Origin of the sequence: Myroides odoratimimus (genome assembly GCF_030326305.1) — a bacterium.
Classification (GTDB): Bacteria; Bacteroidota; Bacteroidia; order Flavobacteriales; family Flavobacteriaceae; genus Flavobacterium; species Flavobacterium odoratimimum_A.
The window spans coordinates 104,642-126,794 of sequence record NZ_JACAKB010000004.1 but is presented as its reverse complement, the minus strand read 5'-3'; the positions used below and the strand labels follow the sequence as shown (position 1 = coordinate 126,794).

Annotated in this window: 10 protein-coding genes; all 10 read right to left on the bottom strand. The window is 33.6% G+C overall.

What is annotated here, in order from left to right; all coding sequences use genetic code 11:
- Positions 1-3: 3 nt before the first annotated feature.
- Positions 4-1,275: a gliding motility-associated C-terminal domain-containing protein gene (locus HX049_RS05035; protein WP_286414502.1), complete on the bottom strand. Its 1,272-nt coding sequence runs from the start codon at positions 1,273-1,275 to the stop codon at positions 4-6.
- Positions 1,276-2,271: 996 nt separating this feature from the next.
- Positions 2,272-4,242, bottom strand: coding sequence for an OmpA family protein (locus HX049_RS05030; protein WP_286414500.1), 1,971 nt, complete (start codon positions 4,240-4,242; stop codon positions 2,272-2,274).
- A gap of 25 nt (positions 4,243-4,267) precedes the next feature.
- Positions 4,268-5,200 (bottom strand): PorP/SprF family type IX secretion system membrane protein, encoded by a 933-nt coding sequence (locus HX049_RS05025; RefSeq protein WP_006261807.1) that lies wholly within the window; start codon positions 5,198-5,200, stop codon positions 4,268-4,270.
- A gap of 8 nt (positions 5,201-5,208) precedes the next feature.
- Positions 5,209-6,501 carry a gliding motility-associated C-terminal domain-containing protein gene (locus HX049_RS05020; RefSeq protein ID WP_286414498.1) on the bottom strand — a complete coding sequence of 431 codons (1,293 nt, stop codon included), beginning with the start codon at positions 6,499-6,501 and terminating at the stop codon, positions 5,209-5,211.
- A gap of 55 nt (positions 6,502-6,556) precedes the next feature.
- Positions 6,557-10,738, bottom strand: coding sequence for a DUF7507 domain-containing protein (locus HX049_RS05015; RefSeq protein WP_286414497.1), 4,182 nt, complete (start codon positions 10,736-10,738; stop codon positions 6,557-6,559).
- Between the two features lie 67 nt (positions 10,739-10,805).
- Positions 10,806-12,665: a hypothetical protein gene (locus HX049_RS05010; RefSeq protein ID WP_286414496.1), complete on the bottom strand. Its 1,860-nt coding sequence runs from the start codon at positions 12,663-12,665 to the stop codon at positions 10,806-10,808.
- A gap of 21 nt (positions 12,666-12,686) precedes the next feature.
- Positions 12,687-15,026: a hypothetical protein gene (locus HX049_RS05005; RefSeq protein ID WP_286414495.1), complete on the bottom strand. Its 2,340-nt coding sequence runs from the start codon at positions 15,024-15,026 to the stop codon at positions 12,687-12,689.
- 25 nt (positions 15,027-15,051) lie between these two features.
- Positions 15,052-18,942 (bottom strand): hypothetical protein, encoded by a 3,891-nt coding sequence (locus HX049_RS05000; RefSeq protein WP_286414493.1) that lies wholly within the window; start codon positions 18,940-18,942, stop codon positions 15,052-15,054.
- Positions 18,943-19,596: 654 nt separating this feature from the next.
- Entirely contained in the window at positions 19,597-20,733 is a 1,137-nt protein-coding gene (locus HX049_RS04995) for a helix-turn-helix domain-containing protein (RefSeq protein ID WP_286414491.1), read from the bottom strand.
- Between the two features lie 9 nt (positions 20,734-20,742).
- Positions 20,743-21,711, bottom strand: coding sequence for an AraC family transcriptional regulator (locus HX049_RS04990; RefSeq protein ID WP_286414490.1), 969 nt, complete (start codon positions 21,709-21,711; stop codon positions 20,743-20,745).
- Positions 21,712-22,153: the final 442 nt, after the last annotated feature.

The window sequence follows — 22,153 nt, the reverse complement described above, 5'->3', positions numbered from 1 at the left end:
TTTCTAATTGTTCTCTAAGTGTAAATAACCTGTCTTAGTTATCATCTCTGACCCTCTAGAGGTTTGTACTTCATACTTAACTATGTAGTAATAAGTTCCGGATGGCAATTTCCCACTTGATGATACTCCTTTTCCTTCTGCCTCACCTCTAAACACATTCATACTTCCATCGCCATTGCGGTCATAGTTATTCGCAGAATAAACCTTACCTCCCCAACGGTTCATAATCTGAACACTATTATTTGGATACTTATCAATATTCTCAATGATGAAATAGTCATTCATACCGTCTCCATCTGGTGACACTGCATTATAAATCTTGATCTCTGCGTTATAATCCTCATTTACAGTTCCTAAAGTAAAGATACCATTAGTATTTATCGTCATCGGTGTGCGAACTGTCTTAGTAGACACATCTACGATACCTCCTACATCTTCCCACTTTGAAACACTTGCATCCCAACGAAGAATGTGTAAATTCTTCTCCGGGGTTAACAATAAACTAGCAGGTGTAGTAGCCTCATCCCAGCTCAAAGTCAAGATAACTCCTGCTTCTGATGTCTTACTATTAACTTCCCAGTACTCTGCATTATTAATCTCTACAATAGCATTCTTCTCAGAATGTGCTCGACCTACTAGTGGATTTGATCGCTTATATTGTGTTTGGAATAAATCCTTTGCATCCTTACTCTCTCCTAAAGTGATAGGGCGATAATACGTTCCATCTCCCACAGGCATCACCTGCTCTTGCTTGCCCTCGCGATCGGCAAATCCTACTACGTGACTATCATTGCTAACATTCTCTATACTTGATCCGTCCACGAAAGTAATAGCTCCTGATAATGGCGTATTAACTACTACATGTCCGCGTTCAAACAAAGCCTTTCCTGCTATACTGATCTCTGTGCTTAGGTCTAGACCTTCTGTATCAAAAACAACGTCTTCTAATAATGTAGTATTCTCCCCTCCACTAATCTTACGTTTTGCTTTAGCAGATTCTAACTGTTCGAAAAAAACTTTACTAGCCTTGGTTGATTTGGTAAACATAAATGTCCCTTCATTGCTGAAATCATCAAAAAAATGGACTTCACCATTATTTATAAAAGTCGCTTCCTTTGTATTGCTGAATGCACCCTTGATAGATAACACCTCGCTAGGAGATACATAAATATCCCCTCCGTTATGCAATTCTAGTTTTTCTTGTGCTGATGCCACAGAAAAAGTCAAACCCACACTATAAAACAGTACAAATTTCAATGTATCCCCTCTTTTCATATCTTTTTTTTTACACATATTTGTATAAAATCCACAGAAATATATATTTCAAAAGCAAACATTATAACAAATAACAAAATTAAAAATAAAATTAACATTTAATAATCAATTAAAAAACATTTTTTAACACAGTCTATATTAAATAATTATTATCAATAAAATTTCACTTCTTATGATTTTAAATCAAACTAACCCTTAGATTAAAATCAAAAAATAGCATTAATCACATAAAATAACCGTATAAAACATTTTGATTATTTAAAAAACAGCATTTTTTACATGCATAAAGCGGAGATAAAAGTTAAAAAGAGGTAGAAAAGGTATACCATAATGGTAATACTCAAAAAATCAATCACTTAAATTCAAAAATACATTACTCAACATAAATCCATAAACCTAAGGCTAAAAAATACAGAAGCATCTTTAACTAAACAGTACTTAAAATACTAACTAAAGGAATATTTTTTATCTCTTTCATTCAAAACAAGCTACCAATAACAAGTTCCTTAATAAAACATCAGATTAAAAAAAAGGAAGGATAACACTATTTTTATAGAAGTCATCACATAGTGATCGGATAGTCATCGCATAGTGGTCACATAAAAAAAGGAAAAAAGTATGCGACCGCTATCCTATCAATAACCTATAAATATCCTGCCAAATGAAATATAATCAATTACATTATCAAAATCTCATAATAGAAAGCTACCATACTACTTATGTTCTAATACATCTTAATTAACTTCTGACACTATAGAATATCTCACGATGATACACTGCTAAGGAAAATACACTATACTGATAACAATGCTTAAACCAAAATGATAAACATAGTCAATACAAATACTACAAATAAAAAAAGCTCCCTTACGGGAGCTTTTTGTGGCTAATGCTGTTAGTTTTAAATCCTACAGCAGGATCGGTCGAAAAAAAAATTGTTTTGCTGTTTTTAAGAACAATTATAATATAGTATAAACGTAGACTTAGGTCATTATATTACAATTCTGTAACAATAAATTCACTACGTCTATTTAACTGATGTTCTTCTACTGTACATGGTACTCCATTACTACACTTATTCTGTAATTGTGTCTCACCATATCCTTGTCCTGTCACTCGGCTTGCCTCGATACCTTGGCTGATAATCCACTGTACTGTAGACTTCGCTCTGCGATCAGACAATCTTAAGTTATAATCATCATTTCCTCTACTGTCTGTATGAGAACGAACATCTATCTTCATAGTAGGGTACTCTTTTAATACTTCTACTACTTTCATTAATTCAATAGATGCATCTCTACGAATATTTGATTTATCAAAATCAAAGTAGATTGGATTCAGTTTTAATTTCTTAAACAGATCATCATCTTTAGTAATAGGTTTCTCTGTTTTCTCTAAAGGAATATCTTGTTTTTTAATTCCTCCAGCTACAGCGTCTAATTGTACACTTACTTCTTCAGTATTATACTTATCAGCTACTGCTTTTAGACGATACTTCCCTCTACACTCTAGATCATCTATTCTATAATATCCCTTATCATCTGTGATTAGTTCTCCTATCACTTTATATGAGTTATCATACACGGTTACTTTAGCATTGGCTAATACCTCTTGAGTATCTTTATCAAACACAATACCTTCTAGGCTCTGGTGACATACTTTTTGCATAAAGAAGTAAATATCATCTCCTCCTACACCATTCACTCTATTAGAACTAACGAATCCTTTGCGTGTCTTACTATCAATATAGAACGCAAAATCATCTGTGCTACTATTAATAGGCGTTCCCATATTCGTCACTTGACCTACACTTCCATCTACATTAATCTTTGTCACGAATACATCTAAACCACCAAGTCCAGGATGTCCATCTGAACTAAAGAACAAGAAATGATCTTTAGATATAAATGGAAATGTCTCTCTACCTGCCGTGTTTACTTTATTCCCAATATTCTCCACTTTACCATATTCTCCTGTAGGATATAAGGCTACTCTGAAGATATCAGATTGTCCTAAAGTTCCTTCTCTATCTGAAGAGAAATATAGCCATTTATCATCTGGTGTTAAGGCTGGGTGAGCAGTATTATAGTTATCCGAGTTAAATGGCAACTCTTCTACATTCTCCCATTTACCTTCTTCTGATAAAGTCGCTTTATATATTTTTAATAAAGTTGAATGCTCTTTATTTAATCTTCTCTTCCCTTTTACACTAGTATTATTACGTGTAAAGTACATCGTCTTCCCATCAGAAGTAAATACAGCTGTTGCCTCATTTACTTTAGTGTCTAACTCAGGTGCAAACTTCACTGGTTCTTCAAAAGTACCATCTGCATTAATCACACTACTGTATAAACTTGTAAAACTCTCGTTCGTCCATTCGTGTAATCTCTTTCCTGACAGATGTTCTGTATTACGAGCAGAAGTATAAATCAACTGATTTCCTAATAAAGCTGCTCCATAATCTGAATATGTAGTGTTCACACTTATATTCTTTAATTCGTATCGATCAGAGTTATTCTCTATCTCTTTTAGATAACGGTCTTTACTAGATTCGAAAAGCTGTGCTCTAGAATCATTTGCCTCTAATTTAGAGAACTCTTCCATCATCTCATTAGACTTATCATAATCCTCGACAGATTTTAATGTCTGAGCATAACGGTAATAATATTCTGATGGTAAAGCTTCTTTTCCTTTATCTTCATACTCCCCTTCGAACAGTTCTTTATACCACTGATTCGCTTCAGGTAACTTTCCATTAAAGTAATACGCATCAGCTAATTTTTTAAGCATATCTGCATTAGTATAACCTTTATTTGCGATACGCTCGTAGATTTTTATCGCATCTACATAAGCTTGAGTCTGGTATTCTTTATCAGCTTTCTTCTCTGCTACTCTTTGAGCTTGAGTATTTACTCCTGCTAAAAGTAGCATACTGAATAAGCTTATTTTCAATAGCTGTTTTTTCATACTTGTTTTCTTAAGTCCTCACTTATTAGAAGAAACGAGGAGCATTAATTGTACTACGACGGTTAAATAATTCGAATCTCATGAAAATCTCGTGTGAACCTGAGTTATAACGTTTAAGTGCAGTAGTCTCAAAGTCATAAGAATATCCAACGAATAAATTATCATTTACCTGGAACCCTGCCAATGCACTAACCGAAGCATCCCAACGATAAGCAGCTCCTAATGTAAACTTGTCATACATCAAGAAGTTAGCTGTCAAATCTACTTGTAATGGTGCACCACTTACTGCCTTAACTAAAGCGGCTGGCTTAAATAATAAGTTCTCACTCACATCGAATACATACCCTCCCATTAGGTAGAAGTGCATCTTCTGACGCATCGTCGTGATATCATTATCATCGTAGCGATCTGTAGTCAAAAAGTTCGGAACCGATAATCCTACATAAGCTTTGTCAGAGTATAAATAAACCCCTGCTCCAATATTTGGGTTAAACTTGTTATTTAGATTCTCTTGGCTTACAGGATCAGTAGGATTGTGGATATTAAGCTTTGTATAATCAACACTTAATAGATTAGCAGTCGCTTTTAACCCGAATGCTAATTTATAATCAGCATTTAAGTCAATAGCATAAGCTAAATCTACAGAGATATTATTCTCATCCATCGCTCCTATACGATCATTCGTAAAGTTCACTCCTAGTCCTAATCCACTTTCTCCAAGAGGTGTAGACACAGATACATTCGCTGTCTTAGGCGCTCCATCTAGTCCTACCCACTGTGTTCTGTACATCCCAAACACGTTCAGTGTTCCTCTACTACCTGCATAAGCTGGGTTGATCATATTAGCATTATACATATACTGTGTATACTGTGGATCTTGTTGAGCTTGCATTTGAGAAAAGCAGCCTAAGGCGAATAGGCTGATTCCGATTTTCTTTATGTTTTGTTGAATATTCATGTATTCTCTTACTTATTGCTTTCTAAATGTAGGTAACCCGATTTCTTAATCATACGCGAACCGCTAGCGTCTTTATACTCATAACTCACGATGTAGAAATAAGTACCTGTAGGTAACTTCTCACCTTTATTTACAGTAACACGTCCATCAGAGTATCCTCTAAACACATTACCTGCACTGTCATAACTCTTCGTATCATATACCTTAACTCCCCAACGGTTATAAATCTCTACTGTATTATTAGGGAATCTATTGATATTATCTATGATAAAGTAATCATTCTTACCGTCTCCATCAGGAGAAACAAGGTTATAAATAACGATATCTCCGTCTAAGATTAGGTCTGTATTCACAGTAGCTAATGTAAAGAATCCGTACCCCTTCACACTCGTAGGTGTAGTAATCTCTTTCTTCTCTAAATCTACTACTCCACCTTCGTCTACCCAAAGTTGTTGTTTAGCATCCCAACGTACAATGTGTAATTCTTTCTCTGGGTTTACTAATAACTCTTTAGGTGTCGTACGCTCATCCCAACTTAACGTCAGCATGATGTCTCCTTTACTATTATCACTTCCTTTATCTACTGTCCAGTACTCGCGCTCATCCAGTAAGTTAATCACTCCTGACTTAGCATTACGCGCTCTAAAGAAGTTCTTATCATCTAAGTTATACTTTCCTTCATACGCATCCTTTACATGATCTGGAGCAGTGATTCTAGCATAACGGTATAGTCCTTTATCTCCTTTAGGATATTGAAACTCCTCATTACCTATCTTCTCTACATATCCTTCTGCATGGCTTCTATCTGTAGGCTTAAGTGCTTTCGCCCCTTGGTGAAAGGTTAGCATCCCTGCTAATGAGTCTACCTTAATAATACCATCTTTAAAGTCTACACTACCTCTTACGTTAGCCTCATTCTTTAAGTCAAAGGCCATGTCTTTAGTAGAGTTGTCTAGTACTACATCAAAGAAATTAGAAGGTTGGCTTCCTGTGATATGCTGAGCTCCTTTTGCTTCTTCAAAAGGAGTGAACACAGCTTTAGAACCTTTGGCGTTAGTGCTGTGATCGTAAATATTGTCATTGTTAAAGTTGCTGTAGTAATAAACCGTCCCATCATTCTTTACATACCCTTCTTTTGTATTATCAAAATCATAGATAGTAGACATTACACCACCTTCTGCTACTGAAATCTTTCCTTGGTTTACCATTACTTGGTCTTTCTTAGCTTGCTGTGCTACTACTGTAGCTGGCAATGCTAAACCTAATAAGGCAACTGATTTATATATTTTTTTTGATTGCATAGTTTTCAGTTTTTAAATACTGTGCTAGTGTGAAACTAGCACAGTTATTATTCTATTATCTCACTTTTTGATAAATCATAGGATTCGTTATCAATAATCCATTCCCTTTTAAAGGTACATAAGTATGAAATTCTTTAGTAGCATCCCATCCTTCGTCACCTTCTTTATATGGTGTTGGATCTGTTGAAAGTTCCTTAACATTACGTGTTGATTTAGACAATCTACCTACTCCTGTTACAGTTGCACGGTTGTAAACCCCTTTCGTTTCGAATACATCAACTTCTGTTACTTTATAAGATACTGTGAACGTCCAAGTCTCATTTCTATTTAAAATACCATTATTGTTATTATCCCCTGAGAAAATCACTCCCTCTTGTAATGGCAGATGAGTACGTTCATCCAGCTTAATGGTGAATCCAAACAATGGGTCAATAATCTCAATATCCACTATATCCATATCACCTGCATTTTTCACATCGAAAGTATATAAGATTGTTTCTCCTACTTGTGCATATCCATCTTTACTCTCATCTGTAAACACTCCTTCTTTCTCTATAGTACAAGTTTCACACTCTTTTTGCTGTTGACCATAACCAAAACCATACATCATCGTTTGACCAATTACATTTTGAGTTACATCTACTTTATTGATATTTGCACCTGTTCCTTCTGAAATCCAATGTACTACTTGCAACGGTACTGCTACATCTCCATTATATCGATCATACACTTCCAATTCTTCTAACGAAGCATCCGTAGTTCTTTTTCCCCATAATGTTACATTCCCCCATTTATCAATATTAACACGGATAACTGGTGAAGGATTATTAAATCGATCATTCAGATCAATATGTGTATTATCATTCTCCTTATTATTAGGATTTTTATTTACATTCCAAACAGCACTAGTTCCTGTCTCTCCAAATCTTTTTCCATCAGACTTAAAACGCACATTTCTATTTTCATGGCCTGTTTCAAACTCTAATTCTTCTTTATAAAGAGATACTCCATTAATAACCATATTAAAAGAATTGTCTAATCGATAAATATCTACAACAAATCCTCCATCTGTAGCAGGTTGTTCAAACTTCTCAACTACATTACTACCTCCTGGTTTAGCTCCAGCTCTATAAAACCATCCAAAACCTTTACCTACGATGTCTTGATAACACTCATCTGCACAAGTAATATTAGAGACATGGATTCCACAACTTGGATCTTGAATACGCTTAGAGAATGTGATATTATCTATCAGAGTATGTCCAAAACCTTTTCCTGTTTTTAAAGCTCTATCCTGACTTCCTCGAATAGCAATTTTCACATCTTTACCTAAAACATCTACACATTCAGCATCAGCAAATGTAAAACTAGCAGTTAGTGGCACCCATCCTAAACTAAATCCTTCTGGTTTAGCTCCTTCTGGCAATCCAACACCTCCATACTTCAATGGAACTGATGCATAGATATGACCAGTCTCTTTATCTAACACATCCATGATCATATAATCTTTATCATGGTAAGTCACATAAGAATAGATATCTAAAGTATAAACTCTGTCTTTCTCTATTTTTTCTGCTAATTCAAACTCATAAAACGGTTTAATACTTTGCTCAGCTGAAGCAGCTCCTCTTACTAAGAATGCAGAACCATTTACTGCTCCAGACATATCTCTTATCGCTTTAGCATTATCCCAAGCTGGAGTCCAGTCAAAATTACTATCTGGTTTAGTTGGATCATTACTTGGTGCATTCTCTACCCATATTCCTTCATGCCAAGAATCTGTTGTAGGGATACCCATCTGTACATACCCAGGAGGATTTACAGAATAATATCCATTTTTGATACGTGCTACAGAGATAGTTTCACTATGAGGATTTCCGTTTGCGCCTGCATAACGACGATCGTTAACACCAGGTGCAAAAAGATAAGATGCAGTTGCTCCTCCTCTAGGACCTTGTCTTTTTATCGAACCATCTTGATTTTTTAATATCTCTCCATTTGCTCCTATACTAATAGAAGCTCGTTGAGTCCAATCCGTTCTTCCAGAATTCACATTCCAATATCCACGATCAAAATCTTCAAAATACAATATCTTATCTACACACTCACCAAGTGCCATAAAGACAACTTCATTGATATTGTTACATCCTATCGATCCACTTCCACCAGGTAAATTACCTGAATCATTATTATAGCATTCATAATGTGGATTCGTTGGTTTCACATTTGGGTCTCCATTTGTTGCATCTGGATCAGAAACATCAGCAGGTCTCATAATGGTTGATTCAGCAATCATTGATCCTGTCATACCATTTAACACTCCTGTGATTTTATACTCAACTTTACATCCATTAGGTATTTGTAATTCTGAACGGAATGTACGCGTTAGAGGATCATAAGTAAGTGCTACTGATTCTTTAGCATTTCCATTTGCACATTTAAAAGTTGCTTTTACTCCTTTTGGATTGATTACATCCACTCCTGGAGGTACTGTAAATGTAAAAGGAGCACCATGAATTCCTTTACTAGCATCTGCTATAATATCAGAAGGTCCTTTATTACCTGCTGTCACTACATAATCTACTGTATCTCCTTTATGTCCTTTACCAGTTCCACCTACTTTATAAGTAATATTCGTATAAAGGTCTGCCTCTTTTATAACAACCTCTGTCTTAATCTCTTTTTTATTTCCAACTCTGAATGTCCAAGTATCCATTGATTTTTTATCACCAAATGTATTACTAGCTCCAGAACCTCCTTCACCCCACTTATGTCCATTAATATTACTACTAATTCCCTTATTTCCAGGTTCTAAATGACTATTATTTTTAGGCGAAACGTTTGCTCCATATCTACTTTTAACATCAGGTATATCACTATCATCCCAAAATACTAAATCTGATAGTACATTACTATAATTATGGTAATCTAATAATTCTATTGCTATACCTCCTATATTATATTCCATATCAAAGAAAGGGAAGTGAACTTCGGCACCTTGTAATTGTACATTTAGATCAACCGGAACTACACCTTTTAATTTTTGTCCATTTGTTCCTACTCCATCCCAATAAATTTTATTGTGTCCTTCCTTAGTATTTCCTTCTAATCTTTTAAATACAGACCCATTATTTATGATATCAATCGTAAACTGTTGTCCACTTACAGGAGCATCAAATTCTATATACCCACCTTTATGTCCAAAAATACCTACTGTCCCTTCAGCACCTACTATCTTCACATTAGATACTTCTGGCTCTATTACTGTAGGATTTAACCATGTAGTCAAACCATAAGAGGTACTATTAATAGCAACTTTTGCCTTATTAGGCATATCTTTTGCTGGTAATGTATAGTAGATCTTATGGGTAATATTACTATCATCATCTGGATTATTAGGATTGTGGATTTGATTTCTAACCTGACTAGCCTGACTATTCATACTTTTATACAAAGAATTCTTTGTTTTAGCGTCATAGAAACCATTATTATTAACAAAAAATGCCCATACAATACCTGAAGACCCCTTATGAGTCACTCTATATGTAAACCCATCATTGGTACGAACAAAAAACTTCCCTTGAAAAGAAACATTTGCATATTCACCATTGAAGTTTCCGTTAGTAAAATTTAAATTTGTCGTATAAACTCTACCATCAATAAACTTTGTATTATTTTCATTAATAACTGATACATCCCAAGCTCTAATAGCAGCATCATTCTCTTGTTTCCATGAATTATCTGCCTGTAATACAGGACCAGGTTGGCTAGTTCTTCTAGATGTAAACTCTACACGATATATTCCTTCAACTGTGACTTTATAATATATAGGAGTATAGCTTCCTGAGTTATTATTGTTTTTTAATCTAGGCCCTCCTAATTCATCATCTCGATTAGATATCCTCCCATCTTTCTCATTTTCAACTACTATCCCTCCTGTTGGGGAATACAAAACAATTTTATTTTCATCGTTTCTTCCTGAAAAACCCTGAGCTGAAGATGCCATTGTGATAGTTTCACCTACTTTAGCATATACATAATGTGCTCCTTCATTAGGAAATGGTATTGCTTCAGGTGAATCATATCCTTTTCCTAATAACATAGCACGATGTCCACTCACACCACTAGGGTATAAATTTCTAGAACCATCTGCCAACATAGTGGTACTTACCCCTAAGACTAGGCTTAGAGCAAGTACTACTTTGACTGTTATCTTATTTATAATTTTATATATCATATTATATTTGTAATTATAATTTAGTTTAATAAGTATCTTAAGCTAAAGATACCTAACTATTTTTTCGTTATTTGATTACAAAAACGATATTCATATAAGAAGCAGGTGTCGCATTACCAACGATGTCATAAGTAAGCTTACCATCTTTATCTATCTTAAGATTTTTAAATACTTTTGTGTCATAATAAGTCACATAGTAATAAAGCTCTCCTCTATCAAACACAGCTATATCTGCTGGAGCACCATCACTCCCCACTACTCCTCCTGTATAAGGCATCGTATATCCACCTGCACCATGAGCAATATCATAAGAACCACTTTCACCTCCTGTAAATTGATTTACATACTCTTGATATAAATCTCTTACTAAACCAGTTCCTTTTGCTTTTGTATCAAAAATAACTGCTGGCATATAGAAGAACTGAGGAGCTACTTTATTTTGATTTTTCCAAGCTGGAACACCAGAACCATCAGTAACTAAAACTTGATTATTACCAGCTTTAGCAACATCCTCTGGTTTAATAGTACCATTTTTAATTTCTTTAGAAGTAATTGATTCTTCTTTTACTCTTAAACTTGTCTCAACTAATACAGCTTTTAATCCACCATTTACAACTTCAATTGTTGCAGCATCTCCATCTGCAGCAGTTAAATCCTTACCATCAGTAACGTTGTCAACTCCTACATTTGGTGTACCTGGTTCCCAAGTATTTGTAGTTGTATTATAAACTAAAGTTTGTCCAGCAGCTGGTTTAGTTTCACTTACAGGCCTACCTTGAATACCACCTACAACTGTTTTACCCCCTTTAAGGACTACATCACCTGCTAAAGTTAATTCTGCTTTTTGATTGTTAACTGTTGTCACAATATTTGTTCCTTCAGTTTTTATATCATTAGTAGTTGTAGGAACTATTTCAGATTGTGCTACCCAAGTAGCTTTACCTTCTTTAGTAACCATTACTTGCCCATTATTACCCGCTTTTATTTCTAAAGAAACATCTTTGAATGTAGAACCTACACTTCCTTTATCATCATTAACAACAATTGAATTAGAAGTAACATTTCCTTTAGCTAATTTTTCTTTAGCAGTTTCATAGTTAACTGTTAGGTTACCAGTACCATCTACATTTAATCCTTCACCTGCTTTTACTACACCTGCTACATCTTTAGTAGCTGTTGGAACATCTAAAGTGTACTCATGAGAATCTGCAGCTTTAGTTACAGTAATATTTGTTCCTTCTTTAATAGTAGTAACTGTTTCGTTAGCTTTAACGATATCTTTTTGATCTACCCAAGTAGTTCCATTTCCATCAGCATTTGTTACCATCACTTGATTAGCTGCACCGTGTGTAATCGAAAGAGTTACCTCTTTTAATACTGATCCTGCTCCATTATCTGTACCTCCTACAGTAATCCCAGTACCTGTAATTCCTTTTGCATCAGAAATCAAGCTTGATGTAATAGTTGTTGGTGTCCATACCTCATTTACTAAAGTCAACACCTGATTAGCAGTTGGGTTATTTTTGGATACTTCTACACCTTGTATTTTACCTACTACGGTTGCATTAGTTGGCCCAGTTACATCACCTGCTAAAGTAATAGCAGTAATATCAGATTGTTTAGCAAAACGAGCCCAACGATCTATATCCCAGTAGTAATAACCTGGAGTAACATCATTAGTTCCAACTGTTGTAGTTGCTTGATTATATACCATCAATGATTGAGCTGGACTAACGATAGTCTCTTTATCAATAGTTGATTTTAAATCCACACGTGGTATCAACAATCCTCTTTTTGAGGATTGTATATCTACTGCTGCTGATCTATGTGGGTTGTCTGTTCCGAATCCTTGTTGTGCTTGAACGGTTTGAGTTCCTAATAAAAGCAATAAACTAAGTCCGGCAAATCCTATGTATGTCTTTTTCATCTTTTGTATTCTATTTTTTTATTAGTTACGTCCAACAACGATCCATTTCGTTCCATTAGACTTGATAATCCATCCTTGGAATGGCATAGCTCCATAAGCTAAACGATTACTTACTGTATCATTCTCTTGAACAATATTTAAATAACCATTGTGATTTTCATTTGTATTAGCAATTTTCACACTAATAGTTTGTCCTTCTACACCGCTTGGAGTTGGTAATTTTAAATTAGTATCTGTAGCCCCTAAAGTAACTTCGATTACCACTTCTTCTTGATTAATAGAGTAATTAGTATCTCCTGCGATATTAATATCACCTTCGTTAGTTATAGTAATACTTCCTGTAGATTCAGATTTGCTTACAGCATACAACTTACCATCTGTTCCGATTTTTACATTTTCTAAAACAGTATTTTTATCAGTAGGAGTATCTAATCCTGTAATCGCTAATGAGCCATTTCCTGTTAAATCTAATTTAGTTAGCTCTGTTATTTCACCACCTAAATTCACTGTATTATCAGATTTAACTGTAATACCCTGTCCTGACTTAACTGTATTTCCTAAAGCAGATGCTTCAACCCATTTTGTTACGTAAACAGGATTACCACTCTTATCAACTACAGGTTGATTATTTTCATCTTTCAAAGGCTCATTAGAAGTCACTAATACTTGACCTTCTTTACTTCCTCCTGTAATATCAATTCTAGTTGCATCTAATAAAGATTTCTCTCCACCAAATACAGAAATAGAACCTGATGTTAATGCTTTACCATTTAACAACTCTCCTGTTATTTGTTGGTAAGTTACTGTTCCATTATCTCCTGCTACAGGAATCATTCCCTTATCCGCATTTTTAATTTTACCATCTTTATCAGCTACGCCTGCTGTCATTTTATCTGAAGTTACAGCTCCATTGCCTAAGTCAACATTTGCTATTGTACCATCAAGAATCTCTGTAGATGTAATACTTCCTTCTTTAATACTTAGTTTAGTATCCACTAAAACAGCATTTTTTAGTTCAGAAGATTGAGAATCACCAATAACAATTTTACCATCAGTAGTTAATGTTTTAGCAGTTAACCCTCCTTTATCTACAGCATCTTCAATTAAGTTCTTAGCAGAAGTTTGTTTTAATACACCATCTTTATCTGCGATAACAAGTTTGTCACTTCCTGAATCTAATTTATTTCCAGTAGTAGCTTCTTTACCTACTAGCTCTTCTAATCCTTTAATAGCAATATCACCCGCTTTATCACCCTTAGTATCTGTTAAGTCAATAATAGCACCTGGTGTAGTACCATCATTTTTAATCTTACCTCCTAAGTTAACAGTGTTGTCATCTTTAACTGTAATACCTTGACCAGACTTTACTGTATTTCCTGCTGCATCAACCCATTTTGTTTCATAAACAGTTTTTCCATTTTCAACAATTGGTTGTCCTTTATCATCTAATTTAGGAGTCGTTACTAAGATTTGTCCATCCTTATCTCCTCCTTTAATCTCGATATTCACATCTTTTAAAAGAGATTCCTTACCGTTCTCATCAATTACGATTGATTTAGATGTTAATGCTTTTCCGTCTATAGCACCATTTTTAATAGCATCTTCCATTAAATCCTTAGCAGATACATTCTTTAAGATACCGTCAGATCCCATTACTACAATGTTTTGTGTAGTAGCATCAAATTTATTTCCTGTAGTAGCATCTTTGCCTACTAGAGTTTCTAAACCTGAAATAGCTAATGTATTATCTTTTGTAGTCTTGATTTCAGTAGCTTTTGATAAATTACCACCTAATCCAACATGTACTTTACCATCTTTCACACTAGTTTCAATACCATTTACACCAACAACTGCTGTACTAGCAAATTCCTCTGGGTTAACCCATTCTGTAACAAATGTATCACCCTTCTTTTTAGTCACTAACACTTGGTTAGGAGCAGTTCCTCCTTTTACACTAACCTCATAATTTGTATCGTGTCCAATTTTAGTATCTTTCACAGTTACATTCTCTCCTGGAGAAACTGTTACAGCACTTCCTGAGTTAGATGATACAAAACGTACCCATCTACCTTTAGTCTCATCATTTTGATCTGCTGTTTCCCAGTAGTAAAATCCTGGAGTTACATCTCCTGCTGTAGCAGTATTATAAACAAATAATGCATTAGCTGGCTTTGAAACTGGAGAAGCTATTTTAGTATCTTTTAACTCTAATCTAGGAATCAATAAACCACGTTTACCTGAAACGATCTCTACAGCAGATGATCTATCTGGTGTATTAGTTCCGAATCCTTGTTGAGCGTATATATTTGAAGTTGTTAAAACTGTGAAAGCTACTGTAGCTGATAATATTAATTTTTTCATTTTGATTTCTAATTAAGTAAGGTGATTAAAATTTGTTAACGATTTGCCATTGAGTACCATCAGATACTAAATCCCATCCAGAGTAAGGAAGAGCTGTGTATAACTCACTTGCTCCCTCTATGTTTCCTTGTACAGTTACATAGTTATCCTCTTCTGCATCGTACTTTTTGATAGTGTATTTCTTTCCTTTATTTGCTGCTGTTGCTGTAGGAAGATTTACTATTACATCTCCATTAACAGCATTTCCCAGTAAGATTACATCCTTATCTTCTACGCCATAAACGCCATCAATTACTTTAATAGCATTCATTCCTTCAAGGTTTAAAGAAATAGTAGCATCATGACGAAGAGCATCTTTACCACCATCATCGATAGTTAACATTCCTCCTGCCACTTTAAGATCTCCTTTTTTACCTGCTAACTCGTTAATAGCTCCTTCTACAGTATTAGATGTTAATCCGTTATCCTCAGTAGGCTTCGTATAAGTAACATGCTTAGCGTTAACTTTATTATAAGTAACTGTTCCATCAGCATTAGCCACAGGTACCATACCTTCTTCTGCATTTTTAGAACCTCCATTCCCGTCTGCAACTGTCGCTTTCATTTTATCAGAAGTAACAGCTCCATCAGCAATACCTAAAGTTACATCTTTCAATAAAGAACTAGCTACTGAAGTATCAGTACCTTCTTTATCTCCAGCTGTTACCGTAATTCCTACTCCTTTTAATGCCTTTGCTTCTAAATTACCTGCTTCAACAGCATCTTCAATCAAGTTCTTAGCAGAAGTTTGTTTTAATACACCTTCTTTATCAGCGATAACTAGATTATTTTCTAATACTTTACCTTTCTCTACTGAATCCATATTAGCAATAGCTAACGTATTCTCTTTAGTATCGATAACAGTTGCTTCTGTCAAAGCACCTCCTAATTTGAACTCACTATTACCATCTAAGTCATTCACTACTGTAATACCGTTGTTAGCAGTTACAGTTCCTGATACAAAGTCTTTAGGATCTACCCATTCTGTAACTTTATGAGTTTCTTTTATATCTGTACCATTAGCATCTTTACCTACAACTATTTCTTTTGTTTTTGTAACTAATACTTGACCATCTTTATCTCCTCCTTGAACTTCTATAACAGTCCCATCTAAAAGAGCTTTTTCACCACCAAATACTGTAATAGAACCTGAAGTAAGTGCTTTACCTTGTGTTTTTGCTATATTTTCAACGTTAACAGACGCTACACCATCTTTAAATAAAATAGTTGGATCTACTTCAGCTTGTTTAGTAATACCAGCTGTAGTACCATCCGCATCAGCAATCTGAATCACATAATCTTTACCTCCAGTTGTATTAGTTGAACCTTCTACTATACTAATTGGAGCATTTCCTGTGAAAGTATCTTTATTATTTAAAGTAGATTGATCAATCCACTGTACTTGACCATCAGCTCCAGTAACTAATACTTTAGATTTTCCATCTGATGCCATATCTTCAGGTTTAATCGTACCATCTAATATCTCGTCTGACGTTACAGCACCTGTAGCAATATGATCTGCAGTTATTTTATCTTTTCCTATGTTTAATTTTACATCAGCTAATAATGAATTATCTGCTAAAACAGTAGTTGATGTACTATCAGTACCTATCACAATAACTCCATCTGTAGTTAAAGCTTTTGCTTTTAAATCCCCTACTTCAACAGCATCCTCAATCAAGTTCTTAGCAGAAGTTTGTTTTAATACACCATTAGCATCAGCAATAACTAAATTGTTCTCTAATACTTTACCTTTCTCTACTGAATCCATATTAGCAATTGCTAACGTATACTCTTTAGTATCGATAACAGTTGCTTCTGTCAAAGCACCTCCTAATTTGAACTCACTATTACCGTCTTTATCATTTACTACAGTAACACCATTCTTAGCTGTTACAGTTCCCGACACAAAATCCTTAGGGTTAACCCATTCTGTAATATATACTGTGTTTCCCTCTTTATCTTTAACTACTTCTCCTTTATCATTAGTCAAAGGTTTATCAGTAGTAACTAATACATCACCTTTATTCTTACCTCCAGTTACTTCTATCTTAGTAGCATCTAATAATGCTTTCTCTCCTCCGATAACTGAGATAGAACCTGAAGTAAGAGCTTTACCTTTAAGAGTCTCACCTGAGATTTCTTTATAAGCAACTCCTCCTTTTCCATCAGCTACAGGGATTTGTCCTTCAGCTACAGGATTAGTAGTTCCATTTTCTGAAGTAAAAGAAGTCATCTTATCTGCTGATACAGACTTATCACCTAACTTTTCGTTAGTAACTGCTTTATCGTCCAATTTCTCAGTAGAGATTCCTTTATTTGCTACTTGGATATTAGCATCTGCTAATAATGCTTTAACTCCAGTTGTTTTAGCTGTAAATTCAAGACCTCCTGATACTACTAAATTTCCTGTTGTCCCTTCTACAGTTGTTATCTTTTCTAATAACTTCTCTATTGCTCCTTGAACATTTGTTACGCCAAGGTTTGTAGAGTTATCATTATAAAAAATTGCATTTGCATTTGCATCAATTTCACCAATTACATCACCGTTTGAGTTTTTGAACTCATACACCTGCTTTGTGGTATCTAAAGCAACTGATACTTCTTTTGGATCAATAGTTACTCCTGTTGCCCCGCTTAATGGTTGACCATTTGCATCTATTTCTTTCTCGTTATAATAAGTATAAGTACCATCAGCATTTTCAACTAATGTCGTAACAGTCTCGTTGTCTGTTACTATCTTGTTAAACTTAGTATTATCTACATTTACCCATGAGTTAGTAGTCTCATTCCACTCTTGGAAGATAGCATCTCCTGTTGTAGCATCGTAGATAATCTTGGTAAACCCTCCTGTTGATTCAGTTAAGTGAGTTATATAATCATTGATTGTTTGATAAGTAGTCCCATCAACTGTTATTGGCCCGTTGTTTACTACCTCCTCAAAGTTATTGACAACTCCTCCAACTACATCAATAAGATAGATACCCTCAGGTAACTTAGTAGGATCAACCGTAGTTGGTACTACTCCTTTATTTGCTACTAGATACTCTTCAGAAACGTAATATTGCTTTTTATTTACAGTGATAATAGCAGTCTTGCTTTCATTAGCAGTAATAACTTGATTAATAGAAACTTCTTTTCTTTCTCCTTCTTTAGTTACATAAGTAAGCTTATCACCTTCATAATAAACATTACCACCTACATGAGTTCCATCTAAGTAATTAGTAATGTGTTCTTGAACAGTGTTATTATTGATGATATCACCAAACTTATTGATAACTGTCTCTTTTACTTTAATGCGAATACCTTCACCAATGATTTTGCCATTGCGATCTACAGCATTCTCATTGTAATAAATATAGTCTCCAGTAACTTCATCATACACGATAGAAGTCAATTTATCTTTTATCTCTTGTTTTACAACTTTGTCACCATCTTTAGTGAACGTATAAAACTTATCATCTTCATAGATAACATTACCTTCTGTATTCTTAACGATGTTCTTGATGATATTCTGTACTTTATCACCATCTTTATTTACAATCTCTTGGAAATTATTCACTACAATCTGAGGTATATCTTTATCCGCTGTTAAACGAACCCACTTATTGATATCCCAATAGTAATACCCTGGAGTAATATCTTTCTCCTCAGAAATTTTTGTAGCGTAAACCATCAAGCTTTGAACATTACCATTTGTGATAGTTGTTCTGTCAGTAGCACTAGTTAATGCAACATTAGGAATCAATAAACCCCTATTACTTGACTCGATTAATAATTCTGCAGATTTATTAGGTGTTGCTGTACCAATACCTACTTGGGCATTAGTAGCAAAAGTTCCTAATAAAAGTGCAACAGGAAGTAATCTTTTTTTCATAACAATAATGATTAATATCTTATTTTAAAAAAATGCTACTGAAGAAAATTCTAGTCAAATGAATCTTAGATCAAGTAGTCTTTTATAATTAAATTATTAACAATGCCTAGTTTTGTTTTTATTAGCATCATTTTAAACGCATAGACCTTAATTCTATACGCGCATTATTTATGTTACAAATTTCTCTTAAAAGGAGGGATAAAATGTTCCAAAACATTAGCTCGAAAGACGTACCAATAAAATGAAACACGAAACAAAAATTCATTAACAACAAGCTAACAGATACTTACAAAATACTTTTTTATTTATCTCCAAAAAACACAGCTATGTTAAAAAAAAATAGAAAAATACCTATAAAAAGCGTTTTTGAAACAACAAAAACAGCTTTTTGAATCATAAATACTACAATAAAAAAAGTAAATTTCACAACTAGAATACCCCTTAATATTTATCAAAAAAGAACACAAATCCCACTTACATTTTATGATATCATGACACTATTTCAACACTCTTAGCAAACAACATAGAAAGTAGAATATCATTCTATAGAACAAAACACATCTGCTTAAAACAAAAAAAAGTCACAACATTGGCGAAACGTTGTGACTTTTTTGTAGCGATTGATTCTACACTGGCTATGTAAAATCGAGGTAATTAATTATTGTTGTTTGTCGTTCTGACTTGTTGATTCTCAATATACTCTGAAGGAGATACTCCCACATATTTTTTAAATGCTCTAAAAAAAGAAGTTCGAGAATTAAATCCACATTCTTCCCCTAATTCACTTACTGAAACATTGTAGTCTCTAGCTTTCAATGTCTCTTTAGCGTATTCTACTCGCAACTCATTAATATAAGTATTGAAATTCTTACCATACTCAGTAGAGAAGAACTGTGACAGATGATGTCTCTGTATACGTGTTAATTTCTCTACTAAATCCAACGAGCAATTTGTTTTTAAAAACAGTTGCTCTTTAAGAATTACTTTTTCTATTTTCTCTTTATACTCATCTACAAATTCATTTGCAAACTTAGATTTCTCATACTTGTTTAGCTCTACATCAACTATATTTCCAGACTTTTCCTCTTCCCTCTGATTAATATAAACCTCATCGCTTTTCAATTTTTCTACATAATAGAAAAAAATAGTCATTGCTAAACATAGCACCCCCAGATATAATACATTACCATCATTGTTAGGGATTGCATTATACAATACTAAACCTATTGATACAATACCTACAAAAACCATAATCCAAATAACACGTAACACCAACAAGCGTACATGACTTGATATTTTTAATTTGCTAACTGCTAGATAACCAAAAACAGCATAAAGAATTAACTGACTACCTAATACTACATAATTAATTAAATAGTAACAAATCAAAAATTCTATATCCACATTTCCTAAATTAAATAAGGTAATGATATATCCAATAAAAAAAAGAACTCCAGGTACAAAGTGTATATAATACTCTTTAAAAAATACTATCGCACTTTTACCTGTATCAGCATTTTCTTTAACCTCTTTTACAAATGTTTTAAAACAACAGTAAAAATAGGGGGCATAAAATATTCCAAATGGCATCCCTAAATAAACAAATGTTTCTTCTTCAAAAAAGAATCGCACTAGAATAGTTACAGTACAATGAAAAATCATGAATAATAAAAACCAATTTAAAATTCTTTGAGAGCTTCTTTTACTGACTAGTCTATTATTTATAAAGTATGATATACATGCAAAAACAATTGCTGCTGATAAGATAAGTATATATAAATATTCTTCCATAACTTACCTTTATGCAACTAGACTTCTATATCCTGAAGGGGTTTGACCGACAAAATACTTAAAGTACTTATTAAAAGTAGATTTACTACTAAATCCACATTCATCCACAATTGCTTCAATAGTTAGATTCTGTTTCTTCTCTATTAAAATCTTTGCATGTTTAATTCTATACTGAGCTAGCAATTGGTAGAAATTAGTATTCATATCGTGATTAATAACTTCTGATAATTGATGCTTACTCATCTCAACTTCTTTAGCCAAATGATCTAATGAAAAACTTGTATCTAAATACTCATCAGAACTCTCAAAATAGTGAATGATGCTTTTTACTTGACCACTAACTTCTGTATCTAACACATCTGAAACAACAACATTCAACACAGGAGCTTCGATAATCGTATTTGCATATTCTTTACTTTCTTCCTCAACAATCTCTTCTGATTGACTAACGATCAAGGTAAGTGTCGAAAACAAAATAGCAAAGAAGTCTATTCCTCCAAACAAGAAAGAACTCGTAACTCCATAGCTCTTGTCAAATAAATCCATTAAGAAATATAAGAAACAAATTACTGTACCAGCAACAGTATAAAAACTAAAAAAACTAATAAAAGTAAATGCTTTATGACTTAAATTCTTTGCGTGTACTGAATTTATATTTTTACAAATAGCCAATAGATAACCTACTAAAAAAACTAAGTTGACAATCTCATATAGTCTTCTCATTTCAGTAAAGGCTAATACTAGTACACCTAAAATAACGATAAAATGTAATTGTAATTTTGTATATATATTGACCTTAGTACGGTCATATTTAATCATAGTATATATGATAGGTAGGACAAAGTATCCAAACGTAATATTAACATCTATTAATGATAATAAAAATTGCAAAGTCACTAAAACAATAGCTAGCTTCACTATCTTCTCAAAGATAGCTTTGTCATTTTTTGCGTTATAAGGATTACTCAAAAATTTCATGCGTTAGGTGGTGTTAATGCAATGCTTTGGAAGCTGCCCTCAACGCACAAGACCATACGCCACATATTTATACAATATGTGGTACATGCCTAGATAAGTGGGGACTTAAATATGAATATTCGCATATTCCTATTTTTCTCTAAAGCAGTGCAAATTTATTACTTATTTCTTACTTAAATACATTTTTTAACAATGCAAGATCAGTTTTATGAAAATCATACAGATAAACTTAAAATGACAAACAAAAAACAATCATTACACAATAAAATATTAAACTTTATTTACCATTCCTCTATAAGTAAAGAAAATAACAAACTAAATTACCCTTATTTTGTAAATATTACTAAAGATATTATCTCAAAATTCGATTATTAAGCAATTCTATCTCCTATTTTCGTTACATGACATATATCATATTTTCTTTTTTAGATATATTATATAC

Excerpts from the sequence above, each read along its gene's own strand:
- HX049_RS05035 (WP_286414502.1), bottom strand. The coding sequence starts at position 1,275 with ATGAAAAGAGGGGATACATTGAAATTTGTACTGTTTTATAGTGTGGGT.
- HX049_RS05030 (WP_286414500.1), bottom strand. The coding sequence starts at position 4,242 with ATGAAAAAACAGCTATTGAAAATAAGCTTATTCAGTATGCTACTTTTA.
- HX049_RS05025 (WP_006261807.1), bottom strand. The coding sequence starts at position 5,200 with ATGAATATTCAACAAAACATAAAGAAAATCGGAATCAGCCTATTCGCC.
- HX049_RS05020 (WP_286414498.1), bottom strand. The coding sequence starts at position 6,501 with ATGCAATCAAAAAAAATATATAAATCAGTTGCCTTATTAGGTTTAGCA.
- HX049_RS05015 (WP_286414497.1), bottom strand. The coding sequence starts at position 10,738 with ATGATATATAAAATTATAAATAAGATAACAGTCAAAGTAGTACTTGCT.
- HX049_RS05010 (WP_286414496.1), bottom strand. The coding sequence starts at position 12,665 with ATGAAAAAGACATACATAGGATTTGCCGGACTTAGTTTATTGCTTTTA.
- HX049_RS05005 (WP_286414495.1), bottom strand. The coding sequence starts at position 15,026 with ATGAAAAAATTAATATTATCAGCTACAGTAGCTTTCACAGTTTTAACA.
- HX049_RS05000 (WP_286414493.1), bottom strand. The coding sequence starts at position 18,942 with ATGAAAAAAAGATTACTTCCTGTTGCACTTTTATTAGGAACTTTTGCT.
- HX049_RS04995 (WP_286414491.1), bottom strand. The coding sequence starts at position 20,733 with ATGGAAGAATATTTATATATACTTATCTTATCAGCAGCAATTGTTTTT.
- HX049_RS04990 (WP_286414490.1), bottom strand. The coding sequence starts at position 21,711 with ATGAAATTTTTGAGTAATCCTTATAACGCAAAAAATGACAAAGCTATC.